Source organism: Bradyrhizobium sp. ISRA436 (genome assembly GCF_029910015.1).
In the GTDB taxonomy this organism is placed as follows: Bacteria; Pseudomonadota; Alphaproteobacteria; order Rhizobiales; family Xanthobacteraceae; genus Bradyrhizobium.
Genome location: NZ_CP094519.1, coordinates 589,018 through 608,456, shown reverse-complemented (window position 1 = coordinate 608,456; position 19,439 = coordinate 589,018). Strand labels below are relative to the sequence as shown.

The window sequence follows — 19,439 nt, the reverse complement described above, 5'->3', positions numbered from 1 at the left end:
TTCACGGCGACCGCAGGGGCTACGGATGCCGAAGGATATTGTGATTTGTTGCGACGGCACCGGCAACGAGATCGGCGCCAATATTTCCAACATTCTGAAGCTGTTTCGCGTTACCGAGAAGAATGGCCGGCAGCGAATCTACTATCATCCCGGTCTCGGCACGATCGGCCTGCAGAGCGCCTGGGGACGCTTCAAGCAGCAGGTACGCGGCGTGCTCGGGCTTGCTACCGGCGCAGGCCTCGACGAGGACACGCTCGGCGCCTACGTCTTTTTGTGCAGAACCTGGGAGTCGGGCGACCGGGTCTGGCTGTTCGGCTTCAGCCGCGGTGCCTACACGGTGCGCGTGCTGGCGGCCTTCATCCATGTGATGGGCCTCTTGCCGGTCGATCAGCTCGACCTCGCCGGCTACGCGTTCAGCTCTTACAAAAAAGCCAGTTCGGACAGCCAGAGGTCCGACGGCACCTTCGACCCGGAGCCCTTGAAGGAGGCCTGGCATTTCAGCCAGATCGCCGGTGGCCGCAACATCGACATCGAATTCGTCGGGGTCTGGGATACGGTGGCCTCGATCATCGTGCCGCGGCAGGACAACTTCCTGTTCGATCTGCAGATGCTGCTGTTCACCCGCACCAATTCGAGCGTCAAGCGATTCCGCCAGGCGATCTCGATCGACGAGCGGCGGCGCATGTTTCGCCTCAACCGCTGGATCGAGCCGCAGAAATACCGGTCGGATCCATTCGATCCAGCAACGGAAGTGGACCAGGACATCCATCAGGTCTGGTTCGCCGGCGTTCACTCCGACGTCGGCGGCGGCTATCCGGAAGATCAGAGCGGGCCGTCGAAATTTCCGCTGATATGGATGCTCGAGCAAGCCAAGGCTGCCGGGCTCGCCGTAGACCAGGCGCTGATCGATCATCTCGCCTGGGGGCTGCCACTGCCGCCACACAAGCACGAATATGTGCCGCCGAGCGCGACGGCGCCGTTGCACAATTCGCTGACCGCCGGCTGGGAAATCCTGGAATGGATCCCGAAGAACGCCAAATGGAAGGAATGGCCCGAGCGAAAATCCTTCCTCGGCTTCTATTTGCCGCGCGGTGAGCCGCGACCGATCCCGGAAGGGGCGACCATCCATGCTTCGGTGCTGGAGCGCATGGAGAAGGATCCGACCTACCGGCCGATCAACCTGCCGAAGACCTACAAGGTCGAACCACTGACGCCGCCACCGGCGCCAGCCGCTCCAACGGCCTGACGCCTACGCGTCGATCGCCTCCTTGATGCGCTTGCGGCTGAGCGGCAGGTCGCGCAGCCGCCTTCCCGTCGCATGGGCGATGGCGTTGGCGAGCGACGCGGCAGCCGGCCCCTGCCCGGTCTCGCCGGCGCCGAGGAAGGGCTGGCCGGGGCGGTGGATGATGTGGACGTCGATACGGTCGGGCACCGCACTGAAACGCAGGATCGGATAGGTTTGCCAGTCAATGCTGGTGATCCTGGCCTCGTCGAAGCTGACGCTTTCGTACAGCGTCCAGCTCGAGGACTGCACGATCGCGCCTTCGATCTGGTTGGTGATCCCGTCAGGATTGACGACCTGCCCGGCATCGACGGCGGCGACCGCGCGCACCAGCCGCGCGCGGCCGGTCTCACGATCGACCTCCACCTCGGAGGCGATGGCGCAATAGGCCGCTAGATTCTTGTAGCGCGCGAACGCAAAGCCGTAGCCGCGGTTCGGCGGCGCCGTCTGGCCGGGCTTCCAACCGAACCCCTCGGCCGCCTTCTCGATCACCGCGCGGCCGCGCGGGTCGTCGAGATGTTTCAGGCGGAATTCGACCGGGTCGATTGCGGCGAGACCGGCCAGTTCATCCATGAAGCTCTCGAGCGAGAACACGTTGTGATAGGCGCCGAGCGCACGCATCGCGGAGATCCGCAGCGGCATCGCCGGGATGAAGTGATGCACCACATGCGCGTTCGGAAAATTGTAGAGCGGGATCGCATTGCGATCGCCGCCGCCCTCCGGCAGCGGCAGCGGCTTCGGCGCCGGCACCGCGAAGGCTTGCGCCATGTGCTGGGCCGCGAGCAGCGCGCCGGCGCCGCCCGGCCGCATCGAATGCGTGTTGCTCCACACCGCAAAATTCCAGTCGGCGATCCTGCCGCTCGCATCGAGCGAGGCGCTCAGCTTCGTCACCATCGCCGGACCATAGGGCTCCCAGCCTTGCTCCTGCTCGCGCATCCATTGTACCCTCACGGGACGCCCGGGAAGCGCGCGGGCAATCAGCGCGGCGTCGGCTGCGGCATCGTCGGCGCCGTTGTGGCCGTAGCAGCCGGAGCCCTCGACATGGATCAGGCGGACGCTGTCCCTTGGCAGGCCGAGCATCTCGGCGATCGCCTGGCGGTCGGGATAGACGCCTTGCGTGTGCGTCCACACGGTCATGGTGCCGTCGACGAAATGCGCGACCGCGCAGGAGGGCCCGATCGAGCCGTGCGACTGGTAGGGCCGCGTGTAGGTGGCCTCGAGCGCCTTCGTGCCGCTCACCGATGGATTGCTGCGCTGGAGGATCGTGAAATCCTGCGACGGCAGCGCGGTCAGCGCGCTTGCCATATCGTTCTGGTTCGGAAGCTTTGCTCTCTCTTGCCACTTCGCGACGGCGGCCAGCGCCTGCATCGCCTTGATCGCCGTAAACTCCTTCTCCGCCACCACGGCGAGAAAATTGCCGTCGCGCATTACCCGCACCACGCCGGGCATCTTCTCGATTGCGGAAGTGTCGCATTCGGTCAGTTGCGCGCCATAGCTCGGCGGCCGCACCACGCGCGCGTGCACCATGCCGGGGAGCCGCATGTCCTGCACATAGGCCGCGCCGCCCGTGACCTTCGCCGGGATGTCGACGCGCGGCACCGGTTGGCCCATTACCTTGAAGCTTGCCGGATCCTTCAGGCTCGACGCCGGCTGCGCCTGGACGTGCAGGATGTTCGCGGCGACAAGCTCGCCGTAGCTCAGCCGCCGACCGTCGGGCGCGACGACCGCCGCATTCTCCGTCCGCAACCCGTCGGCGGGGAGCCCGAACCGTCGTGCGGCTTCCGCGATCAGCAGCGCGCGCGCCTGCGCCGCAGCGTTCAGGATCGCGGTGCCGCTGTCCTGCATCGAGTGGCTGCCGGCGGTGTAGCCTTCGTTCGCCGTGAGCCTGGTGTCCGCGGTGATCACCTTCAGCGTATCGAAGGGGACATCGAGCTGTTCGGCGGCGATCTGCTGGAACGCGGTCCTGAAGCCCTGACCGAGCTCGGCCTTGCCGGAGAACGCCGTGATGCAGCCGTCGGCATCGATGCGAATCCAGGAATCCAGATAGGGCGAGGTCGCCAGACTGCCCGGCAGCTTCGGCCCCTCGCCCGCCCTCTGCTCCTGCGCCGCCGCAGGGCGCAGCGCAAAGCTGATGATCAGCGCGCCGCCACCGGCCAGCACGCTGCGGCGATCGAGAATCACGGGCGCGTTCATCGCTGGCTCCCGTCGCTCGCGGCATCAGCCGTGTCGATCAGGCGCGCGGCGCGATGCACGGCGCGCAGAATGCGCATGTGGGTGCCGCAGCGGCAGAGATTCGATTCCAGCTCGGCACGGATCTGCGCATCGGTCGGCTTCGGATTGCGCAGCAACAGCGCCTGCGCGCGCATCATCATCCCCGCGATGCAGTAGCCGCATTGCGCCGCCTGCTCCTCCATGAAGGCACGCTGGATCGGCGCCGGCGCTGCCACGGTGCCGAGCCCTTCGAGCGTCGTCACCTGCTTGCCCTCGAGCAGAACCAGCGGCGTGACACAGGACAGCACCGCCTTGCCGTCCACGATCACCGTGCAGGCGCCACACTGCCCGAGCCCGCAGCCGAACTTGGCCGCGTTAAACCCGAGGTCGTCGCGCAGCAGCAGCGGCGTATCCGGGTCGGCATCGACCCGATGATCCCCGCCATTGACCTTCAATGTCATCATGGCTTGCCTCCCGGTTTGGGGTTGGCCGGCGCGTCGCGCGGATCGGGCGACGCCGCAAGCGAAACGGCTTGGCTGGCGCGCGCATCGCGCACGGTCTTGTCGAGATCGCTCCAGGCCGGCTGCTTGCCGAAGCGGGCGCGCAGATAGTTCAGCAAGGCGACCATCTGCGCATCATCCATGCTGGCGGCAAAGCCGGGCATGATCGGGCTGTGCTCGCCCTCGACGCCCGAGACGCCGGACAGCACGGTGTTAATGAGATTGCGCGGATCGGGGCTCGCGATCGCCGTGCTGAGCGCGAGATTGACGCCGCCATAGGGCAGCGGCCGGTTGCCCTCGTGGCAGGACGCGCAGGCTGCGGCGTAAATTGCCGCACCTGCGGCATTCGCCTGCGGCGCTTGCGCCGGAGACGATTGCGCCACCACCGCACCGGCGGAACGCGTGCGATCCGGCGCCGGCGCGCCCGAGATATCGGCCATGTAGACGGCGATGGCGCGCACGTCGCTGTCGGCGACCGACGACAGATTGGCGACGACCTCGGCCATCGGCCCGCGCGCGGTGCCGTGGTCGGAGTGCCAGCCGTGACGCAGATAGGCGTACAGCGCGTCGGCGTCCCAGCGCACCGGCGCATGCGACGAGTCGTTCAGTGCATAGGCGTGCCAATTGTCGACCTCGCCGCCGGCAAACTGCGCATTGACGCGTTCGGCGCCAAGCGCATTGCGCGGCGTGTGGCAGGCGCCGCAATGCGCGAGTCCTTCGACCAGATAGGCGCCGCGGTTCCATTCCGCGCTCTTCGCTGCATCAGAACGAATATCGGCGCTGCGAAGGTACAGCAATTTCCACCCGGCGATCAGCGGCCGATAGTTGAACGGAAAGGACAGCTCATTCTTCGGCGGCGATGCATGAACCGGCTCCCGGGTCATCAGGAACGCGTAGAGCGCCCGGTCGTCGGCATCTGAAACATTAGTGAAATGGTCATAGGGGAAGGTCGGGTAGAGATGATGGCCGTCGCGGCTGACGCCCGAGCGCATCGCGCGGACGAACGCCTCTTCCGACCAGCGCCCGATCCCGGTCTCGGCGTCGGGCGTGATATTGGAGGAAAACACGGTTCCGAACGATGTGGGAACCGGAACGTCGCCGGCGTAATTCGCAGCCCCACGCACGGTATGGCAGGTGCTGCAATTGCCGATCGCGGCGAGATCGCGGCCGCGCTTGACGATATCAGGATCGAACGTATCCGGCCGCGGTGGCGCAACAGCCGCGATCGACGGCCGCCAGGCCACGGCGAAGCCTGCGGCCGCGACCACCAGCACGACAACAACGACGCTTGCGACGATCCGCGATTGACCGGCCATGCCTGAATCGAGTTTATGGTTGGCTTGTCCGTTAACCTATCTCCCCCGGGATCGTTCGGCCGCCCGGGCCTTCAATCACCGCCTGTTGACCCCCGGATCATGACCGCCCAGCCAGCCCTCGATCGCGCACCCGCCGAGACCCGCGATGCGCTGTCCGTGCTCAATTCCGTGTTTGGGCTGCCGAGCTTTCGCGGCGCGCAGGAAGAGATCATCCGCCACGTCACCGGCGGCGGCAATTGCCTGGTGCTGATGCCGACCGGCGGCGGCAAGTCGCTCTGCTACCAGCTGCCGTCGCTGCTGCGCGACGGCTGCGGCATCGTGGTGTCGCCGCTGATCGCGCTGATGCGCGACCAGGTCGCGGGCCTCACGGAGGCCGGCGTCAACGCCGCGGTGCTGAACTCGACGCTCACTTACGAGGAAGCCTCCGAGGTCGAGCGGCGGCTGATCGCCAGCGATCTCGACCTGCTCTATGTCGCACCCGAGCGGCTGCTGACGCCGCGCTGTCTCAATCTGCTCGGCCAGGCGCAGATCGCGCTGTTTGCAATCGACGAGGCACATTGCGTCTCGCAATGGGGCCACGACTTCCGACCCGAATATATCGGCCTCTCGGTGCTCGCCGAGCGCTTTCCCGACGTGCCGCGCATCGCGCTGACCGCGACCGCCGATGCACTGACGCGCAAGGAGATCGCCGAGCGGCTGTCGCTCGCTGATGCGCCGCAATTCGTCGCGAGCTTCGACCGCCCCAACATCCGCTACGAGATCGTCGACAAGCAGAATGCGATCACGCAGCTGAAGAACTTCATCAAGGACCGGCACGCGGGCGACGCCGGCGTGGTCTACTGCCTGTCGCGCGCCAAGGTGGAGGACGTCGCAGCGTCGCTGAACGCCGTCGGCATTCCGGCGCTACCCTATCATGCCGGGCTCGATGCCGCCGTGCGCGCCCGGCACCAGGACCGCTTCATCAACGAGGACGGCGTCGTGATCGTCGCCACGATCGCGTTCGGCATGGGCATCGACAAGCCGGACGTTCGCTTCGTCGCGCATCTCGACCTGCCCAAGAGCGTCGAGGCGTACTACCAGGAAACCGGCCGCGCCGGCCGTGACGGCAAGCCGTCGACCGCATGGATGGCCTACGGCCTGTCCGATATCGTGCAGCAGCGCCGCATGATCGACGAATCGAACGGCTCGGACGCATTCAAGCGCGTCTCGATCGGCAAGCTCGACGCGCTGGTCGCGCTCGCCGAAACCGCGCATTGCCGCCGGCAGCGCCTCCTCGGCTATTTCGGCGAGATGCACGACGGCGAGAACTGCGGCAATTGTGACAACTGCCTGACGCCGCCGCGCATCCGCGACGGCAAGGTGCTGGCGCAGAAGCTGTTATCGTGCGTCTACCGCACCGGCCAGCGTTTTGGCGCCATGCACCTGATCGACGTGCTGGTCGGGCGGCTGACCGAGCGCGTCAAGCAGTTCGATCACGACCAATTGTCGGTGTTCGGCATCGGCCGCGAGCTCAATGAGAAGCAATGGCGCGCGGTGCTGCGTCAGCTCGTGGCGATGGGCCATCTGCGCGCCGACAGCGACGCCTATGGCGCGCTGAAGCTGACCGACAGCGCGCGCGGCGTGCTGAAGGGCGAGACCGCGGTGATGCTGCGCGAGCAGCCGGAAGGTGCGCGCAACCGCGCGATCTGCGGCAAGTCGCGCCGCGGCGAGCTTGCGCCCGCGGCCGACGGCATGGGCGCCGCCGCCAACCCCGCGCTGCATGCAGCGCTGCGCGCCTGGCGCGCAGAGATCGCGCGGCAGCGCGGCGTGCCGGCCTATGTCGTGCTGCACGATTCGACCATCGACGGCATCGCGGCGATGCGGCCGGACACCCTTAGCGAGCTCCGCAACATCGCCGGCATCGGCGACAAGAAGCTCGAGCATTACGGTAACGACCTGATCAGGCTGGTGAATGCCAACGATGGCTGAAAGTTGTTCCGGTCGCTACGCAAGCCTTGCGTGAAGCGGCGTCCGGATACCGCGGCGCTCGCCGCTGCGGCATAGGTGCCATTCGCTGCGCGGCAAGACGCTTGCTTGCGGGCCGCGCCGCCCTCGCCCTAATCTTTTGGCTGCCTCGTCCAACGGGGCGCAGCCAAGACAAATGAAGCACTGGGGAAGAGACGGCCATGGCTCAGGAGAGTGCCGCGCGCGGCAATGCGCGCCCTGCGGAAACGGGAACGTTCGATGCCGTCGTGGTCGGCGCGGGTTTCGCCGGCATGTACATGCTGCATCGGCTGCGCGGACTCGGCTTTACCGCACGCGTGTATGAGGCCGGCGGCGGCGTCGGCGGCACCTGGTACTGGAATCGCTATCCTGGCGCGCGCTGCGACGTCGAGAGCCTGCAATACTCCTTCTCGTTCTCCGAAGAGCTCGACCAGGAATGGAGCTGGTCGGAGAAATATTCGCCACAGGCCGAGATCCTCGCCTACGCCAACCACGTCGCCGACCGCTTCGACCTGCGCAGCCAGATCGTGTTCGACACCCGAGTGACCGCGGCGACCTTCGACGAAGCCGCAGGCATGTGGACGATCGAGACCGATCGCGGCGACAAGGTTGCGGCAAGGTTCTGCATCATGGCGGTCGGCTGCCTGTCGGCGCCGAACCGTCCGGCCTTTGCCGGGATGAGCGATTTCCGCGGTCCGATCTATCACACCGGCGAATGGCCGCATGAGGGCGTCGACTTCACCGGCCTGCGCGTCGGCGTGATCGGCACCGGTTCGTCAGCGATCCAGTCGATCCCGATCATCGCGCAGCAGGCCTCGCAGCTTACCGTATTCCAGCGCACCGCGACCTGGTCGGTGCCGGCATGGAACGAGGCGCTGTCGGCGGAGTATCTGAAGGAGGCCAAGGCGCATTATCCTGAATTGCGCGCCAAGGCACGCGCGCGCCCGACCGGCTTCTATTTTCCGTTCAACGCCCAGCCCGCCTTGCAGGCGAGCGCGGACGAACGCCAGCGGCAATATGAGGAAGCTTGGCGGCGCGGCGGCCTGCCCTTCCTCGGCTCGTTCAGCGACCTCCTGTTCGAGAAGGCCGCCAACGACACCATAGCTGATTTCGCGCGGAACAAGATCCGCAGTATCGTCAAGGATCCGGCGACCGCCGAGCTGCTGTGCCCGCAGAACGTGTTCGGCTGCAAGCGACTCTGCGTCGATACCAACTATTTCGAGACCTACAATCTGCCGCATGTGAAGCTGGTCGACGTGTCGAAAACGCCGATCGAGCGCTTCACGCGCGATGCCATCGTCGTCGACGGTACCGGATACAAGGTCGACGCGATCGTCTCGGCGACCGGCTTTGCCGCAATGACCGGCTCGTTCGACAAAATTGCGATCACCGGCCGCGGCGGCCGGACGCTCGCCGAGAAATGGCGGGCCGGCCCTCGCGCCTATCTCGGCCTCGCCTCGGAAGGATTTCCGAATCTGTTCATGATCACCGGGCCCGGCAGCCCGTCGGTGCTGGCGAGCATGATCCAGGCGATCGAGCAGCATGTCGACTGGCTGGCGGATTGCCTCGGCCATATGCGCGATATCGGCGCCGGTACGATCGAGCCGCTCCGCGAAGATGAGGATGCCTGGGTCGCCCATGTCAACGACGTCTCGACGGTCTCGCTGCGTTCGACCTGCAGCTCCTGGTATGTCGGCGCTAACATCCCCGGCCGTCCGCGCGTGTTCATGCCCTATATCGGCGGCTTCCCGGTCTATGTGCAGAAGTGCAACGAGGTGATGAATTCGGGCTATGACGGCTTCGTGCTGCAGGGCGCGCAGGGCAGCAACGCGGCGCCCCAGGTGCGCTTCACCGAGCGCTGGCAGGTTCCGCTCGACATCGAGGTGATCTCGCCGGCCGCGGTCGCCGCCAGGCGCGTGCCGGTGGTTTGAGAGATCCCGACGATTTGCCCGCGCCGGCGTGATAGTGTCGCACCGACCCCGCCGCGTTCCGCCGCGGGTCCAGACCGAGGGCAATGATCGACACCGACTTGCAAGGACTGATCGAGCGGATCGGCGCCGACCATGTCGCGCGCCGGCTGGCGGTCGAGACCAGGCATGAGGCACAACTGTTTGGACAGGGCACGCTGCTGTTCAATGTCGAGAACTGGAAGCGCGCGCCCAGGCTCGTCGAGGCCGCGCTCAAGGCCACCGGCCTCTATGGCCGCGCCCGACGCAACGCCGACCGGGTGGAAGTGCGGCGCAACCTGGTGATCTCGGCGCGCCTGCCGGCGGCCTTCGACGGCTTCACCATCCTTCAGCTCAGCGATCTCCACGCCGACATCAGCCTCGGAGCGATGCGGCACCTCATGGACATCGTGCGCCACATCGCCTGCGACATCTGCGTGCTGACTGGCGACTATCGCGGCAGGACCTTCGGCCCATTCGACGCCAGCCTCGCCGCGATGAGGGATCTCTGTGCGCGGATCGAGCAGCCGCTCTATGGCATCCTCGGCAATCACGACAGCATCCGGATGACGCCGGCGCTGGAAGCGATGGGCATCCGGATGCTGTTCAACGAATCCGAGGCGATCGAGCGCGGCGGCGAAACGATCCATCTCGCCGGGATCGACGACGCCCACTTCTATCGCACCGACGACATTGCAAAGGCCGCGGCGGCGATCCCGCGCCAAGCGTTCTCGCTCCTGCTCGCGCATACGCCGGAATCATATCGCGAAGCGGCAAAGGCCGGCTTCGATCTCATGCTGAGCGGCCACACCCATGGCGGCCAGCTCTGCCTGCCCGGCGGCATTGCGATCAAGCTGGAAGCGCGGCTGCCGCGCCGGATGGGCGCCGGTGCTTGGCGCTTCGACAAGCTCGCCGGATACACATCGGTGGGCGTCGGCACCAGCCTCGCGCCGGTGCGGCTCAACTGTCCGGCCGAGATCACGGTGCACACGCTGAGGCGCCCAGGCTGATCCGTGCGTGCCCCGACACTCGCCTCGTCCCGCTTGCGGGCGAGGAGAGGAGACAGGGCTTCAATTGCCCGGCCGCTTCGCGCTCGCGCTTTGTTCGTTCACCGTGCAGGTGATCAACAGCGTGTAGCCGCGCGCGTTCTTGGCGATCTCGGCCGTCTCCTTCTTCATCTCCTCGCGCCACTCGGCGGTCCGGTACGCCACCGCGCTGTTATCGAGGAAATCCCGCAGTGCGCCGGTCTTGATGGCGAAATTGATGTTCTCCGGGATGGTGCCCGTTGCTCGCGCGACCCTGACCGCGTCGAGCTTGGCGGCGACCACGCCGACCACGGCACCGGTCAGATCGAACAGCGGCCCGCCGCTGTTGCCCGGCTGCACCGCGGCGCTTATCTGCAGGAAGCGGGTGTCGTTGATGATGCCGCTCAGCGAACTGACAATTCCGGCGGTCACGGTGAAATCCGACGTCAGCAATCCATGATAGGGGAAGCCGATCGCCACCACGCCGTTGCCGACCTGGACGGCGTTTTGCCGGATACTGGCGACGTCCTTGAACGGGGTCGGCGCCTGCAGCAGCGCCAGGTCGTTGGTCTCGTCGCCGGACACCAGCCGCAGCTTGACCGGTGCCTCGCCGCTCAGATTGCCCGTGATCTCGCCGCAGCCGTCGATGACGTGATGGTTGGTCACGACATGACCATTGCTGCTGACCACAAAACCAGTGCCGGTCTGCGTCCCGGACTTGCCCTGCTTCGGCGGCGAGCTCGGTGCAGCCTGCGGTGGCGGCGCAGCCGCGGGCTTCACGGCGACCGCGAACTCGCCGGCGTTGGCGACGCCGTTCTTCTTGACCGACATCACGCAATTGAGCAGCGCGGGCAGCAACTGCGCGGTTTGATTCAGGTTGAACTGAAACAATTGTCCCTGCGCGAAGGCCGTCATCTGCCGCGCCTTGCGGAACTGGTTGACCAGCGCCGAGTTCACTGGCAATTCGACGCTCACGAGCTGCGCTCCGATCGGCATGCCATAGACGTTGAACGCCGGTTGGCCGTCGAAGGTCAGGGCGAGCGGGAAGGCTTCACCCGGCGTCAATCGCCAGCTTTCATGGGAAAAGCCCAATCGCCAGCTGCCGTTCGCGCCGATCGAGACCATGAAATAGATACCGCTCTGATAAGAGCTGCCCGCAGCGCAATGCGTGAACGCGCCGTTCTGGTCGTTGGTGTAGGCGCCGCCCTTCCAGTTGCCGACGCTGATCGATCCGTACGGGCCGCGCGCCTGCGACGATGTCGCTGATGCAATCAGCCACGCGGCCGCGACGACCGTCCGGATCGCAACTCCCATGATACGCCCCCAGCCCAGTACCGATCACAGAAGGAGCGTGAAGATTCACCCGCAGGTGGTGAGGAAGCTATTGTTGGTCCTGCGACCGCGCCGCACCGCCGCGGATGAGGCAAACGCCACACCCTCTGGTTACAGCGACATGTTCCTATTTTGTTCGATATATGTCAACCCAGACACATAGTCATAGCCGACCCCTAGCTCGGCTCCCGAACCGATGAAGCAACCTGATTTGGCTGTCTGAGGTGGTCGAACCAGCACCAGGAGGCGAGCGCATGCACGCCGACTCCGATCAGGAAGATGCCGGCATAGAGCTCGAACTCCCATAGCCGCCCATGCAGCAAGCAGGGATGGTCCTCGCACGACCAGAACCAGTGCCCGACGGCGATGATGCCGGCGCCCAAGGCAGCAATGGCCCGGCTGAACGCATTCATCATCCACACGTGATGTCTCCCGACTCGCCCGGCGGAACCAGGCTACCGGGCGAACCTGACACGAGCCTTACATGGCAGCTGCGGTCCGCGCCCGGGGGATCGGACGCAGCAATGCGCCGCCGGCTCAGCCGTTGCGGAAGGTGTAGGCGTACCCGTTGATCGCGGGCGCGCCGCCGAGATGGGCGTAGAGCACCTTCGATCCGGCCGGGAAGAACCCTTTCTGCACGAGATCGATCATGCCCTGCATCGATTTCCCCTCATACACGGGATCGGTGATCATGCCTTCGAGCCGCGCGCTGAGACGGATCGCCTCTTTCGTCGCCTCTGACGGCACGCCATAGGCCGGATAGGCGTAGTCCTCGATCAGCACGACGTCGTCCTCGACGATGTCGCGGCCGAGCTCAACCAGCTTCGCCGTATTTCGCGCGATCGCCAGCACCTGCGCCTTGGTCTGGTCAGGGGTGAACGAGCCATCGATGCCGATCACGTTGCGCGCACGCCCGTCCGCGGCAAAGCCGACCAGCATGCCGGCATGGGTCGAGCCGGTCACCGTGCAGACGATAATGTAGTCGAACTTGAAGCCGAGCTCTCTCTCCTGCGCGCGCACCTCTTCGGCAAAGCCGACATAGCCAAGCCCGCCGAATTTGTGCACGGACGCGCCGGCCGGAATTGCATAGGGCTTTCCGCCCGCGGCCTTTACCTCCTCGATCGCCTGCTCCCAGCTCTTGCGGATGCCGATGTCGAAACCCTCGTCGACCAGGCGCACATCGGCGCCCATCACCCGCGAGAGCAGGATGTTGCCGACACGGTCATAGACCGCATCCTCGTGCGGCACCCAGCTTTCCTGCACCAGCCGGCACTTCATGCCGATCTTGGCCGCGACCGCCGCGACCATGCGGGTGTGGTTCGACTGCACGCCGCCGATCGAGACCAGCGTGTCGGCGTTGGAGGCGATCGCGTCAGGAATGATGTATTCGAGCTTGCGCAGCTTGTTGCCGCCGAAGGCGAGGCCAGAGTTGCAGTCCTCGCGCTTTGCATACAGCTCGACCTTGCCGCCGAGATGCTTGGAGAGGCGATCGAGCTTCTCGATATGGGTCGGCCCGAAGGTGAGCGGGTAGCGCGCGAATTTTTCCAGCATACTGGCATCCCCGTTGAGTCTTGGAACGGCGCCACACCTATCACCCCGGATGCGAAAGGTGCTCCCTAACTCGGATTAGATTTTCCGTAAATATTGCATCTGGATTGACATCTATTATGCTTTCTCTCGCCAAATCGGCCCTATCTGAAAGATTCTTCCATGCCTGCACGCCTCGACCGCATCGACCTCAAGATGTTGAGATTGCTGCAGAAGAACGGCCGGCTCAGCAATGCCGAGCTGGCCGATCAGGTCGGCATCAGCCCCGCCACCTGCCATCGCCGCACCCAGGCGCTGTTCGACGAAGGCTTTGTCAGCAGCGTCCGCGCCATGGTCACGCCGCGCAAGGTCGGCAAGGGCACACTGGTGATGGTCGGCGTCGTGCTCGACCGCTCGACGCCGGAGAGCTTTGCGAGTTTCGAGCAGGCGGTGGCGAAACTGAAATGCGTGCTCGACTGCCACCTCGTCGCCGGTGATTTCGACTATTTCCTCAAGATCCGCGTCGGCGACATGGAAGACTTCAACCGCATCCACGGCGACCAACTGATCGCGCTGCCCGGCGTGCGACAGACCCGCACCTTCTTCGTGATGAAGGAGGTGGTGGACAACGCGGTGCTGGAGTTCTGAGCGACGGCCGGACGCAGCGCTTGTGCCGCGTTGCGTCAATTGGGCTGACCGAAGGCGTACCCAATCAGGGAGCTTGATGGACTGAACAAATCGGAGCAGTCTTCGCCAGGAGGTCGAACCGCTGCGCTCTTCGACAGCCGCGCGAGTTGGTCAACGGACGTGAATCATGGCTGCCGTATCGATCATCCGAATGGTTGTGCCGTTTGTCGCACTCGTTGCGGGCGGTGGCGTGGCATTGATGTTTGCCGTCCCTCGCTCCATGCAGGATCCGCCGGCCAATATGGCGGCTCTCGATGCAAAAGGCGCTGCGGCCGCAGCGCCGGCAGCAGGCGCGCGCGATCACGGCGCAGCCGCCTCCGTTGTGGCGCAGTCGGAGGCAGACAAGCTTTCGGCCGCGCTTGCGCCGCCGCCTCCAACACCGGGCAGTGACCAGTTACCCGAGTTCGACGTCGTTCGCGTCGAACCGAACGGCGAGGCCGTGATCGCCGGCCGCGCGGCGCCGGGCGCCACCGTGGAATTGTTGCGCAACGGCGAGCCGCACGATCGGGTGGTCGCCGATCAATCCGGCCAATTCGCCATGATCCCGCGCGCGCTTCCGCCTGGGAATTACGACCTGACCTTGCGCGCGCGGCAGGACGACGGCCGGGAGGTCGTATCCCGGCAAAGCGTGGCCGTCGCAGTCAACCCCACACCAAGCGAGCGGCCGGTCGTTGCGCTGATGAGCCCCAATAAGCCGCCCCGATTACCGTCCACGCCCCAAACGTCCGAGCCGGCGGCCGGCAATGCGGTTGTCGAGGCGACCGGGGCGCTGCCGACGCTGTCCCCGGCATCGAGCCAGGCAGAAGTGCCCGTCGCCTCGCAGCCGCGACTGGCGGCTGCCAACGCGGCCCTGGTCCGGGACAAACCCTCGCCGTCATCCGTGGTCGCGCCGAAGATCACGACCACCACCGTTTCGCGCGGCGACAGCCTGTGGCGCATCAGCCGGCGCGCCCTGGGCGCGGGACCGCGCTACGTGGGCATCTACCGCGCAAACAAGGCGCAAATCCACAATCCCAATTTGATCTACCCCGGCCAGGTGTTTGTGATGCCGACGCGGTGAGGCGGGCGCCATCGGCTCACGCCTCGCCAAGGCTTGCGACGTTGCAACGGGTTGCGCGGGCAGCGTCGAGCTGTCGTGAAGAGCGCGCCCGGAAAACCGCCAACATTCGCCTAAAGGATTGAAGCACCCCGGCGCCCCCCGGTCAGGGGTGACATCCGGCAGCGGAGCAGCAAGGCCATGCGCCCCATCACGCTTGAAGAGCATTTCGCTACGCCCGGCTTTCTCGATGGCCCGGGCCGCGATCTCAAGGAGCAGGCTCGCCAGGTCGGTAGCCGCGCCGAGCAACTGATGCGCGACCTCTTTGACCTCGGCGAAGGCCGGATCGCGCAGATGGACGCCGCCGGCATCGACATGCAGGTCGTCTCGCTGACCGCGCCGGGTCTCGAGCAACTGGACACCGCCGAGGCGGTGGCGCTTGCGTGCGACACCAATGACGCGCTGGCCGATGCGATCGTAAGGCATCCGGCGAGATTGTCCGGCTTCGCCTTCAGGCTCTGAGCGTTCATAGATCGACCGCGCGGCATGCCCGGCGCGGCCGATCTGTTCGGGTTGACTGCGCCTTGACGGGCTGGCGCAGCGCTGCCCGAGCCACTAGATGTGCCCGCATGCCGCAGCACGCCCTGGAACAATTCGTCGCGCGCCACCAGCGCCTGTTTGTCCTGACCGGGGCCGGCTGCAGCACCAATTCCGGTATTCCCGACTATCGCGACAGCAACGGCAACTGGAAGCGGACGCGGCCGGTCACGATCCAGGCGTTCCTGGGCGAGGCCGGCACACGGCAGCGTTATTGGGCGCGCAGCATGGTCGGCTGGCGGCGCTTCGGTCGCGCCGCGCCGAACGGCGCACATCGCGCGCTGGCAAGGCTGGAAGAGCAAGGCAAGTGCGAATTGCTGCTCACGCAGAATGTCGACCGGCTGCACCAGGCCGCCGGCAGCCAGCGTGTGATCGACCTGCACGGACGCCTCGACGTGGTCCGCTGTCTCGGCTGCGCCGCGACGATGCCGCGCGAGCTATTCCAGGGCGAGTTGGCGCGGCTCAATTCGGCGTGGCTGGAGTTCGATGCCGCCGACGCGCCCGACGGCGACGCCGATCTCGATCACGACTTTTCATCCTTCACCGTGCCGGCATGCGAGGCCTGCGGCGGCGTGCTCAAGCCAGATGTGGTGTTCTTCGGAGATACCGTGCCGCGTGATGTCGTTGCATCAGCGCAAGCCTATCTCGAACAGGCCGACGCCATGCTGGTCGTCGGCTCCTCGCTGATGGTCTATTCGGGCTTCCGCTTCGTGCGGATGGCGAAGCAGCGCGGGCTGCCGATCGCCGCGGTCAATCTCGGCCGCACCCGCGCCGACGAGCTGCTCGCGCTCAAGGTCGAGGACCAGTGCGAGACGGCGCTGTCGTTCCTGCTGTAGGCCGCCGGCCTTTCCACGTCATAGCGAGCGAAGCGACGCAATCCATTGTCTGCGAATGCGCGGATGGATGGATTGCTTCGTCGGTATCGCTCCTCGCAAGACGGAACCCCGAGGTCACCGCAGCCTCACGCCCGGTGCCGATGCGGACGGGCATTCACCGGGCTGGTGCTCCAGTGCGTCCAGCTCACGCTGGCGAGGCTGCCGCGGTCGGTTGCCAGCGGACGCCGGGTCCGGCGCTCATATTCGGCGATGCAGCGGCCCGACTCCCAGATCTTGCGCTCCAGCTCGGCGATCGTCTTTTGCATCCGGCGGCTCGTGCCGCAGGTGGGATCCTTGAGCTGATCGACTTCGAGCGCCTTCAGCGCCGCGCGATGCTTCCTGAGCTGCGCGCGTTGCCAGGCAATGTGACTGTTGCTGTCTGCTGTCATGTGGCCGCCACCATCATTGATCGTTGCACGCCATTGGGCACCTCGATATCGACCTCGAGCATCGAGACGAACTTGCCCCTGTCCATCTTGACCACGACTTTGTCGGGGTCGAGATCGACATGTTTGGACACCACGCCGAGGATTTCGGCGCGAAGAACTTCGAGAAGATCGGGACCGCCGGTCCGGCCGCGCTCATGCGCGAGCAGGATCTGTAGCCGCTCCCGCGCCACAGGCGCGGAGCCGGCGCGGCCGCCGAAGAGCCGCATCAGGTTCATCATGCAGCCCTCCGTCGCAGCAGCCGATCCATCAACCCCTTGCGCTCGACCGGCACCGTCATGGTCACCGTCTCGCCCATCAGGCGGCGCACGGCGTCGATATAGGCCCGGGCCGGCGCGCTGTTCGCGTTGTTCAACGTCACCGGGCTTCCGACATTGGAGGCCTTCAACACGTCCTGGCTTTCCGGCACGATGCCGAGCAGCGGCGTGGCCAGGATCTCCAGAATGTCGTCGATCGAGAGCATCTCGCCGCGTGCAGCGCGCGCGGCGTCGTAGCGGGTGACAAGAAGATGCTTCTCGACCCGCTCGCCGCGCTCGGCGCGCACCGTCTTGGAATCCAGCATGCCGATGATGCGGTCGGAGTCGCGCACCGAGGAAACTTCCGGATTGGTGACGATGATGGCCTCGTCGGCGTAGCGCATCGCCAGCGTCGCGCCGCGCTCGATGCCGGCCGGGCTGTCGCACAGGATCCAGTCGAATTTGGTTCTGAGGTCGGCGATCACCCGCTTGACCCCCTCTTCCGTCAGCGCGTCCTTGTCGCGGGTCTGCGACGCCGGCAACAGCCAGAGATTCTCGAGCCGCTTGTCGCGGATCAGCGCCTGCGGCAGCTTCGCAACGCCCTGGACGACGTTGATGAGATCGAATACGACGCGCCGCTCCGCGCCCATCACCAGGTCGAGGTTGCGCAAGCCGACGTCGAAGTCGATGACCACGACGTTCTGTCCCATCTGCGCGAGCGCAGCACCAAGTGCGGCGGTGGATGTGGTCTTTCCGACCCCGCCTTTGCCGGACGTCACGACCAAGACTTTGGCCATTCTCTTCTCCTTCTGGTCGATCAGTTCAAAGCTGTGATTCGCAGCATTTCGCCCTCGAGCCACGCCTGGGCGGGCCGGTTGCGCAAGCTGTCCGAGATCTGTTCAGCGGTCTGGTAGTAGCCGTCGATGGCGAGCAACTCGGCCTCGATCCTCTGGCAGAAGATCCGCGCCGACGAGTTGCCGTTGATCCCGGCCATCGCGCGGCCGCGCAGCGTGCCGTAGACATGGATCGAGCCGCCGGCGACGATCTCGGCGCCGGAGCCGACCGAGCCGAGCACGGTGACGTCACCCTCGGCAAATACCGATTGACCGGAGCGGACCGGGCTTTCGAGCAGCAGCGACGGCGACTTCGCCTTGGTCTTCGCCTGCGGCGGCGGGTCGACATGAGTGATGGCGCAGGCCCGGCCGCCGGTCAGAAGCGGCGGCAGATTGGCGCCGAGCTTCGCCTCGTCGACGCCTTCGATGCCGAGCACGCGGATGTTGCGTTGATCAAGACTGCCGACGAGATGGGCGATCGCGGCGGCGCTGAGGTCCACCGACGCCAGATCGAGCACCACGGGCTTGCCGGTGAAGAAGCCGGGCGAGCGTGCCAGCGTCTGGTCGATCTCCTCGAGCCAGGACACGATCGGCACGACAGGCGTGAACACGAACGCGACGTAGGAACGGCCGCGCATGCGAACCTGCTGACGTGCTGGCTGTTGAGTAGCGTCCATCGCCCCTGACTCGGTTGTCTTTTCGAATGGTTAACAATCGGCACGCATGGTTAACCAAAGGTTAATAACGTCAGGGTTTTCACGGATTTGAGTTGGGCGTGTCCGCGGCGTGCCATGCAGGCCTGGCGCTGCACGGTGTCGTTCGGCCCCCGACTGGGCGAAGGCCGGCGCGATCCAAACCGGGGCTGCAAAGGGCGGTTTGGGCGAAAAACCGTCCCGAACCGTTGCGAATCAGCCGATTGCGCGCCCCCGCGCCTCGGCCGCGACTGCGCAGGCGCAACAAACACTGCGAATCACGCGTGCCTCCGTACTCTTACGGAACCATCGATCATGCTTACGCCCCATTGCGCCGCGCACACTCCGCGTCGGGCTAAGGGTGGAGTGCGTTATGCCGGCGGATGCCAAACCGTCTCCGGAGGCCGTGACGTATTCGTGCGAGGCCTGCGGAAATCACATGACCTTGCTGGCCGCCCTGCCGAGGACGGCGAAGCACGAGGCTATTCGCATCTTCCGTTGCTATGGTTGCAACGCGGTCAGGACCGAGCGCGCCTGAAAGCCCGCGCTGGGGGCGCGCTGATTCGGATTTCTTTTCTCCGCGCGATTGCGTGGACACTCAATCGAGCAAACAGGCAGCCCAGCCAAATCGTCATGGCTGACGCCGGCGATCGATCGACTGTGGCGATGCGCGACGCTCTGATGGGGCCGATCACGTGCGTGGTTTGCCGCGGCACCGCATCATTTCATCATTTCGCGCCCGCGAAGACGCGCGTTGGACAAAGGTCTAATCCGCACTACAGGCTTTCCGTTCGCATGCGACCGCAAACCGACTAAGCTCGCGGACAACAATGCTGGCCTCAGGGACCATCGATGGTCCCGGGGCGCAAAAACACAGTCACGGTCTTCAGGGAAACGCACATTTCGCGCTCGGCA

General features: G+C 65.7%; 18 protein-coding genes. 8 read left to right on the top strand and 10 right to left on the bottom strand.

All coding sequences use genetic code 11. The features are described from left to right. Positions 1–25: 25 nt before the first annotated feature. Positions 26–1,246 (top strand): DUF2235 domain-containing protein, encoded by a 1,221-nt coding sequence (locus MTX23_RS02835; protein ID WP_280975128.1) that lies wholly within the window; start codon positions 26–28, stop codon positions 1,244–1,246. 3 nt (positions 1,247–1,249) lie between these two features. On the opposite strand, the gene MTX23_RS02830 is transcribed toward MTX23_RS02835, so the two are convergent. From MTX23_RS02830 to MTX23_RS02820, 3 genes are read right to left on the bottom strand one after another with little or no spacing between them, the layout of a single operon-like run. Next, positions 1,250–3,475, bottom strand: coding sequence for a molybdopterin cofactor-binding domain-containing protein (locus tag MTX23_RS02830; protein WP_280975126.1), 2,226 nt, complete (start codon positions 3,473–3,475; stop codon positions 1,250–1,252). Next, positions 3,472–3,957 carry a (2Fe-2S)-binding protein gene (locus MTX23_RS02825; protein WP_280975125.1) on the bottom strand — a complete coding sequence of 162 codons (486 nt, stop codon included), beginning with the start codon at positions 3,955–3,957 and terminating at the stop codon, positions 3,472–3,474. The genes MTX23_RS02830 and MTX23_RS02825 overlap by 4 nt, the downstream gene beginning before the upstream one ends. Next, positions 3,954–5,309, bottom strand: coding sequence for a cytochrome c (locus tag MTX23_RS02820; RefSeq protein WP_280975123.1), 1,356 nt, complete (start codon positions 5,307–5,309; stop codon positions 3,954–3,956). The genes MTX23_RS02825 and MTX23_RS02820 overlap by 4 nt, the downstream gene beginning before the upstream one ends. Before the next feature lie 99 nt (positions 5,310–5,408). Here MTX23_RS02820 and recQ point away from each other — a divergent pair, with 99 nt between their 5' ends. The 3 genes from recQ to MTX23_RS02805 all read left to right on the top strand — a co-directional run bounded on the left by recQ (position 5,409) and on the right by MTX23_RS02805 (position 10,248). Next, positions 5,409–7,277: a DNA helicase RecQ gene (gene recQ, locus MTX23_RS02815; protein WP_280975122.1), complete on the top strand. Its 1,869-nt coding sequence runs from the start codon at positions 5,409–5,411 to the stop codon at positions 7,275–7,277. Positions 7,278–7,474: 197 nt separating this feature from the next. Next, positions 7,475–9,223: an NAD(P)/FAD-dependent oxidoreductase gene (locus MTX23_RS02810; protein ID WP_280975121.1), complete on the top strand. Its 1,749-nt coding sequence runs from the start codon at positions 7,475–7,477 to the stop codon at positions 9,221–9,223. 83 nt (positions 9,224–9,306) lie between these two features. Next, positions 9,307–10,248 (top strand): metallophosphoesterase, encoded by a 942-nt coding sequence (locus MTX23_RS02805; protein WP_280975120.1) that lies wholly within the window; start codon positions 9,307–9,309, stop codon positions 10,246–10,248. A gap of 60 nt (positions 10,249–10,308) precedes the next feature. Here MTX23_RS02805 and MTX23_RS02800 read toward each other — a convergent pair whose 3' ends face one another. From MTX23_RS02800 to MTX23_RS02790, 3 genes are all read right to left on the bottom strand, one after another. Continuing rightward, positions 10,309–11,577: a trypsin-like peptidase domain-containing protein gene (locus MTX23_RS02800; protein ID WP_280975119.1), complete on the bottom strand. Its 1,269-nt coding sequence runs from the start codon at positions 11,575–11,577 to the stop codon at positions 10,309–10,311. Between the two features lie 194 nt (positions 11,578–11,771). Next, positions 11,772–12,011, bottom strand: coding sequence for a hypothetical protein (locus tag MTX23_RS02795; RefSeq protein WP_280978349.1), 240 nt, complete (start codon positions 12,009–12,011; stop codon positions 11,772–11,774). Positions 12,012–12,132: 121 nt separating this feature from the next. After that, positions 12,133–13,146, bottom strand: a complete 1,014-nt coding sequence (locus MTX23_RS02790) for a 1-aminocyclopropane-1-carboxylate deaminase (protein ID WP_280975118.1) — start codon at positions 13,144–13,146, stop codon at positions 12,133–12,135. A gap of 159 nt (positions 13,147–13,305) precedes the next feature. On the opposite strand from MTX23_RS02790, the gene MTX23_RS02785 reads away from it, so the two are divergent. The 4 genes from MTX23_RS02785 (at position 13,306) to MTX23_RS02770 (ending at position 16,278) form a co-directional block, all read left to right on the top strand. Continuing rightward, complete coding sequence (locus tag MTX23_RS02785; protein WP_280975117.1) at positions 13,306–13,770, top strand: Lrp/AsnC ligand binding domain-containing protein; 465 nt, start codon at positions 13,306–13,308, stop codon at positions 13,768–13,770. A gap of 166 nt (positions 13,771–13,936) precedes the next feature. Beyond that, positions 13,937–14,869, top strand: a complete 933-nt coding sequence (locus MTX23_RS02780) for a LysM peptidoglycan-binding domain-containing protein (RefSeq protein ID WP_280990717.1) — start codon at positions 13,937–13,939, stop codon at positions 14,867–14,869. Positions 14,870–15,046: 177 nt separating this feature from the next. After that, the gene (locus MTX23_RS02775) at positions 15,047–15,367 is read left to right on the top strand and encodes a hypothetical protein (protein WP_280975116.1); all 321 of its coding nucleotides are present in this window, start codon (positions 15,047–15,049) and stop codon (positions 15,365–15,367) included. 107 nt (positions 15,368–15,474) lie between these two features. Further along, a complete protein-coding gene (locus MTX23_RS02770) occupies positions 15,475–16,278 on the top strand; it encodes an NAD-dependent protein deacetylase (protein WP_280975115.1) in 804 nt (267 codons plus the stop codon). Positions 16,279–16,403: 125 nt separating this feature from the next. Here the strand turns inward: MTX23_RS02770 and MTX23_RS02765 are convergent, their stop codons facing one another. Genes MTX23_RS02765 through minC form a run of 4 tightly spaced genes read right to left on the bottom strand, consistent with a single transcriptional unit; the run spans position 16,404 to position 18,509 of the window. Then, positions 16,404–16,706: a hypothetical protein gene (locus MTX23_RS02765; protein WP_280975114.1), complete on the bottom strand. Its 303-nt coding sequence runs from the start codon at positions 16,704–16,706 to the stop codon at positions 16,404–16,406. After that, the gene (gene minE, locus MTX23_RS02760; protein WP_280978347.1) at positions 16,703–16,981 is read right to left on the bottom strand and encodes a cell division topological specificity factor MinE; all 279 of its coding nucleotides are present in this window, start codon (positions 16,979–16,981) and stop codon (positions 16,703–16,705) included. The genes MTX23_RS02765 and minE overlap by 4 nt, the downstream gene beginning before the upstream one ends. Next, on the bottom strand, positions 16,981–17,796 hold the full coding sequence (minD, locus tag MTX23_RS02755) for a septum site-determining protein MinD (protein WP_280975113.1): 816 nt from the start codon (positions 17,794–17,796) through the stop codon (positions 16,981–16,983). The genes minE and minD overlap by 1 nt, the downstream gene beginning before the upstream one ends. Positions 17,797–17,816: 20 nt before the next feature. After that, positions 17,817–18,509, bottom strand: coding sequence for a septum site-determining protein MinC (gene minC, locus MTX23_RS02750; protein WP_280975112.1), 693 nt, complete (start codon positions 18,507–18,509; stop codon positions 17,817–17,819). Positions 18,510–19,439 lie beyond the last annotated feature (930 nt).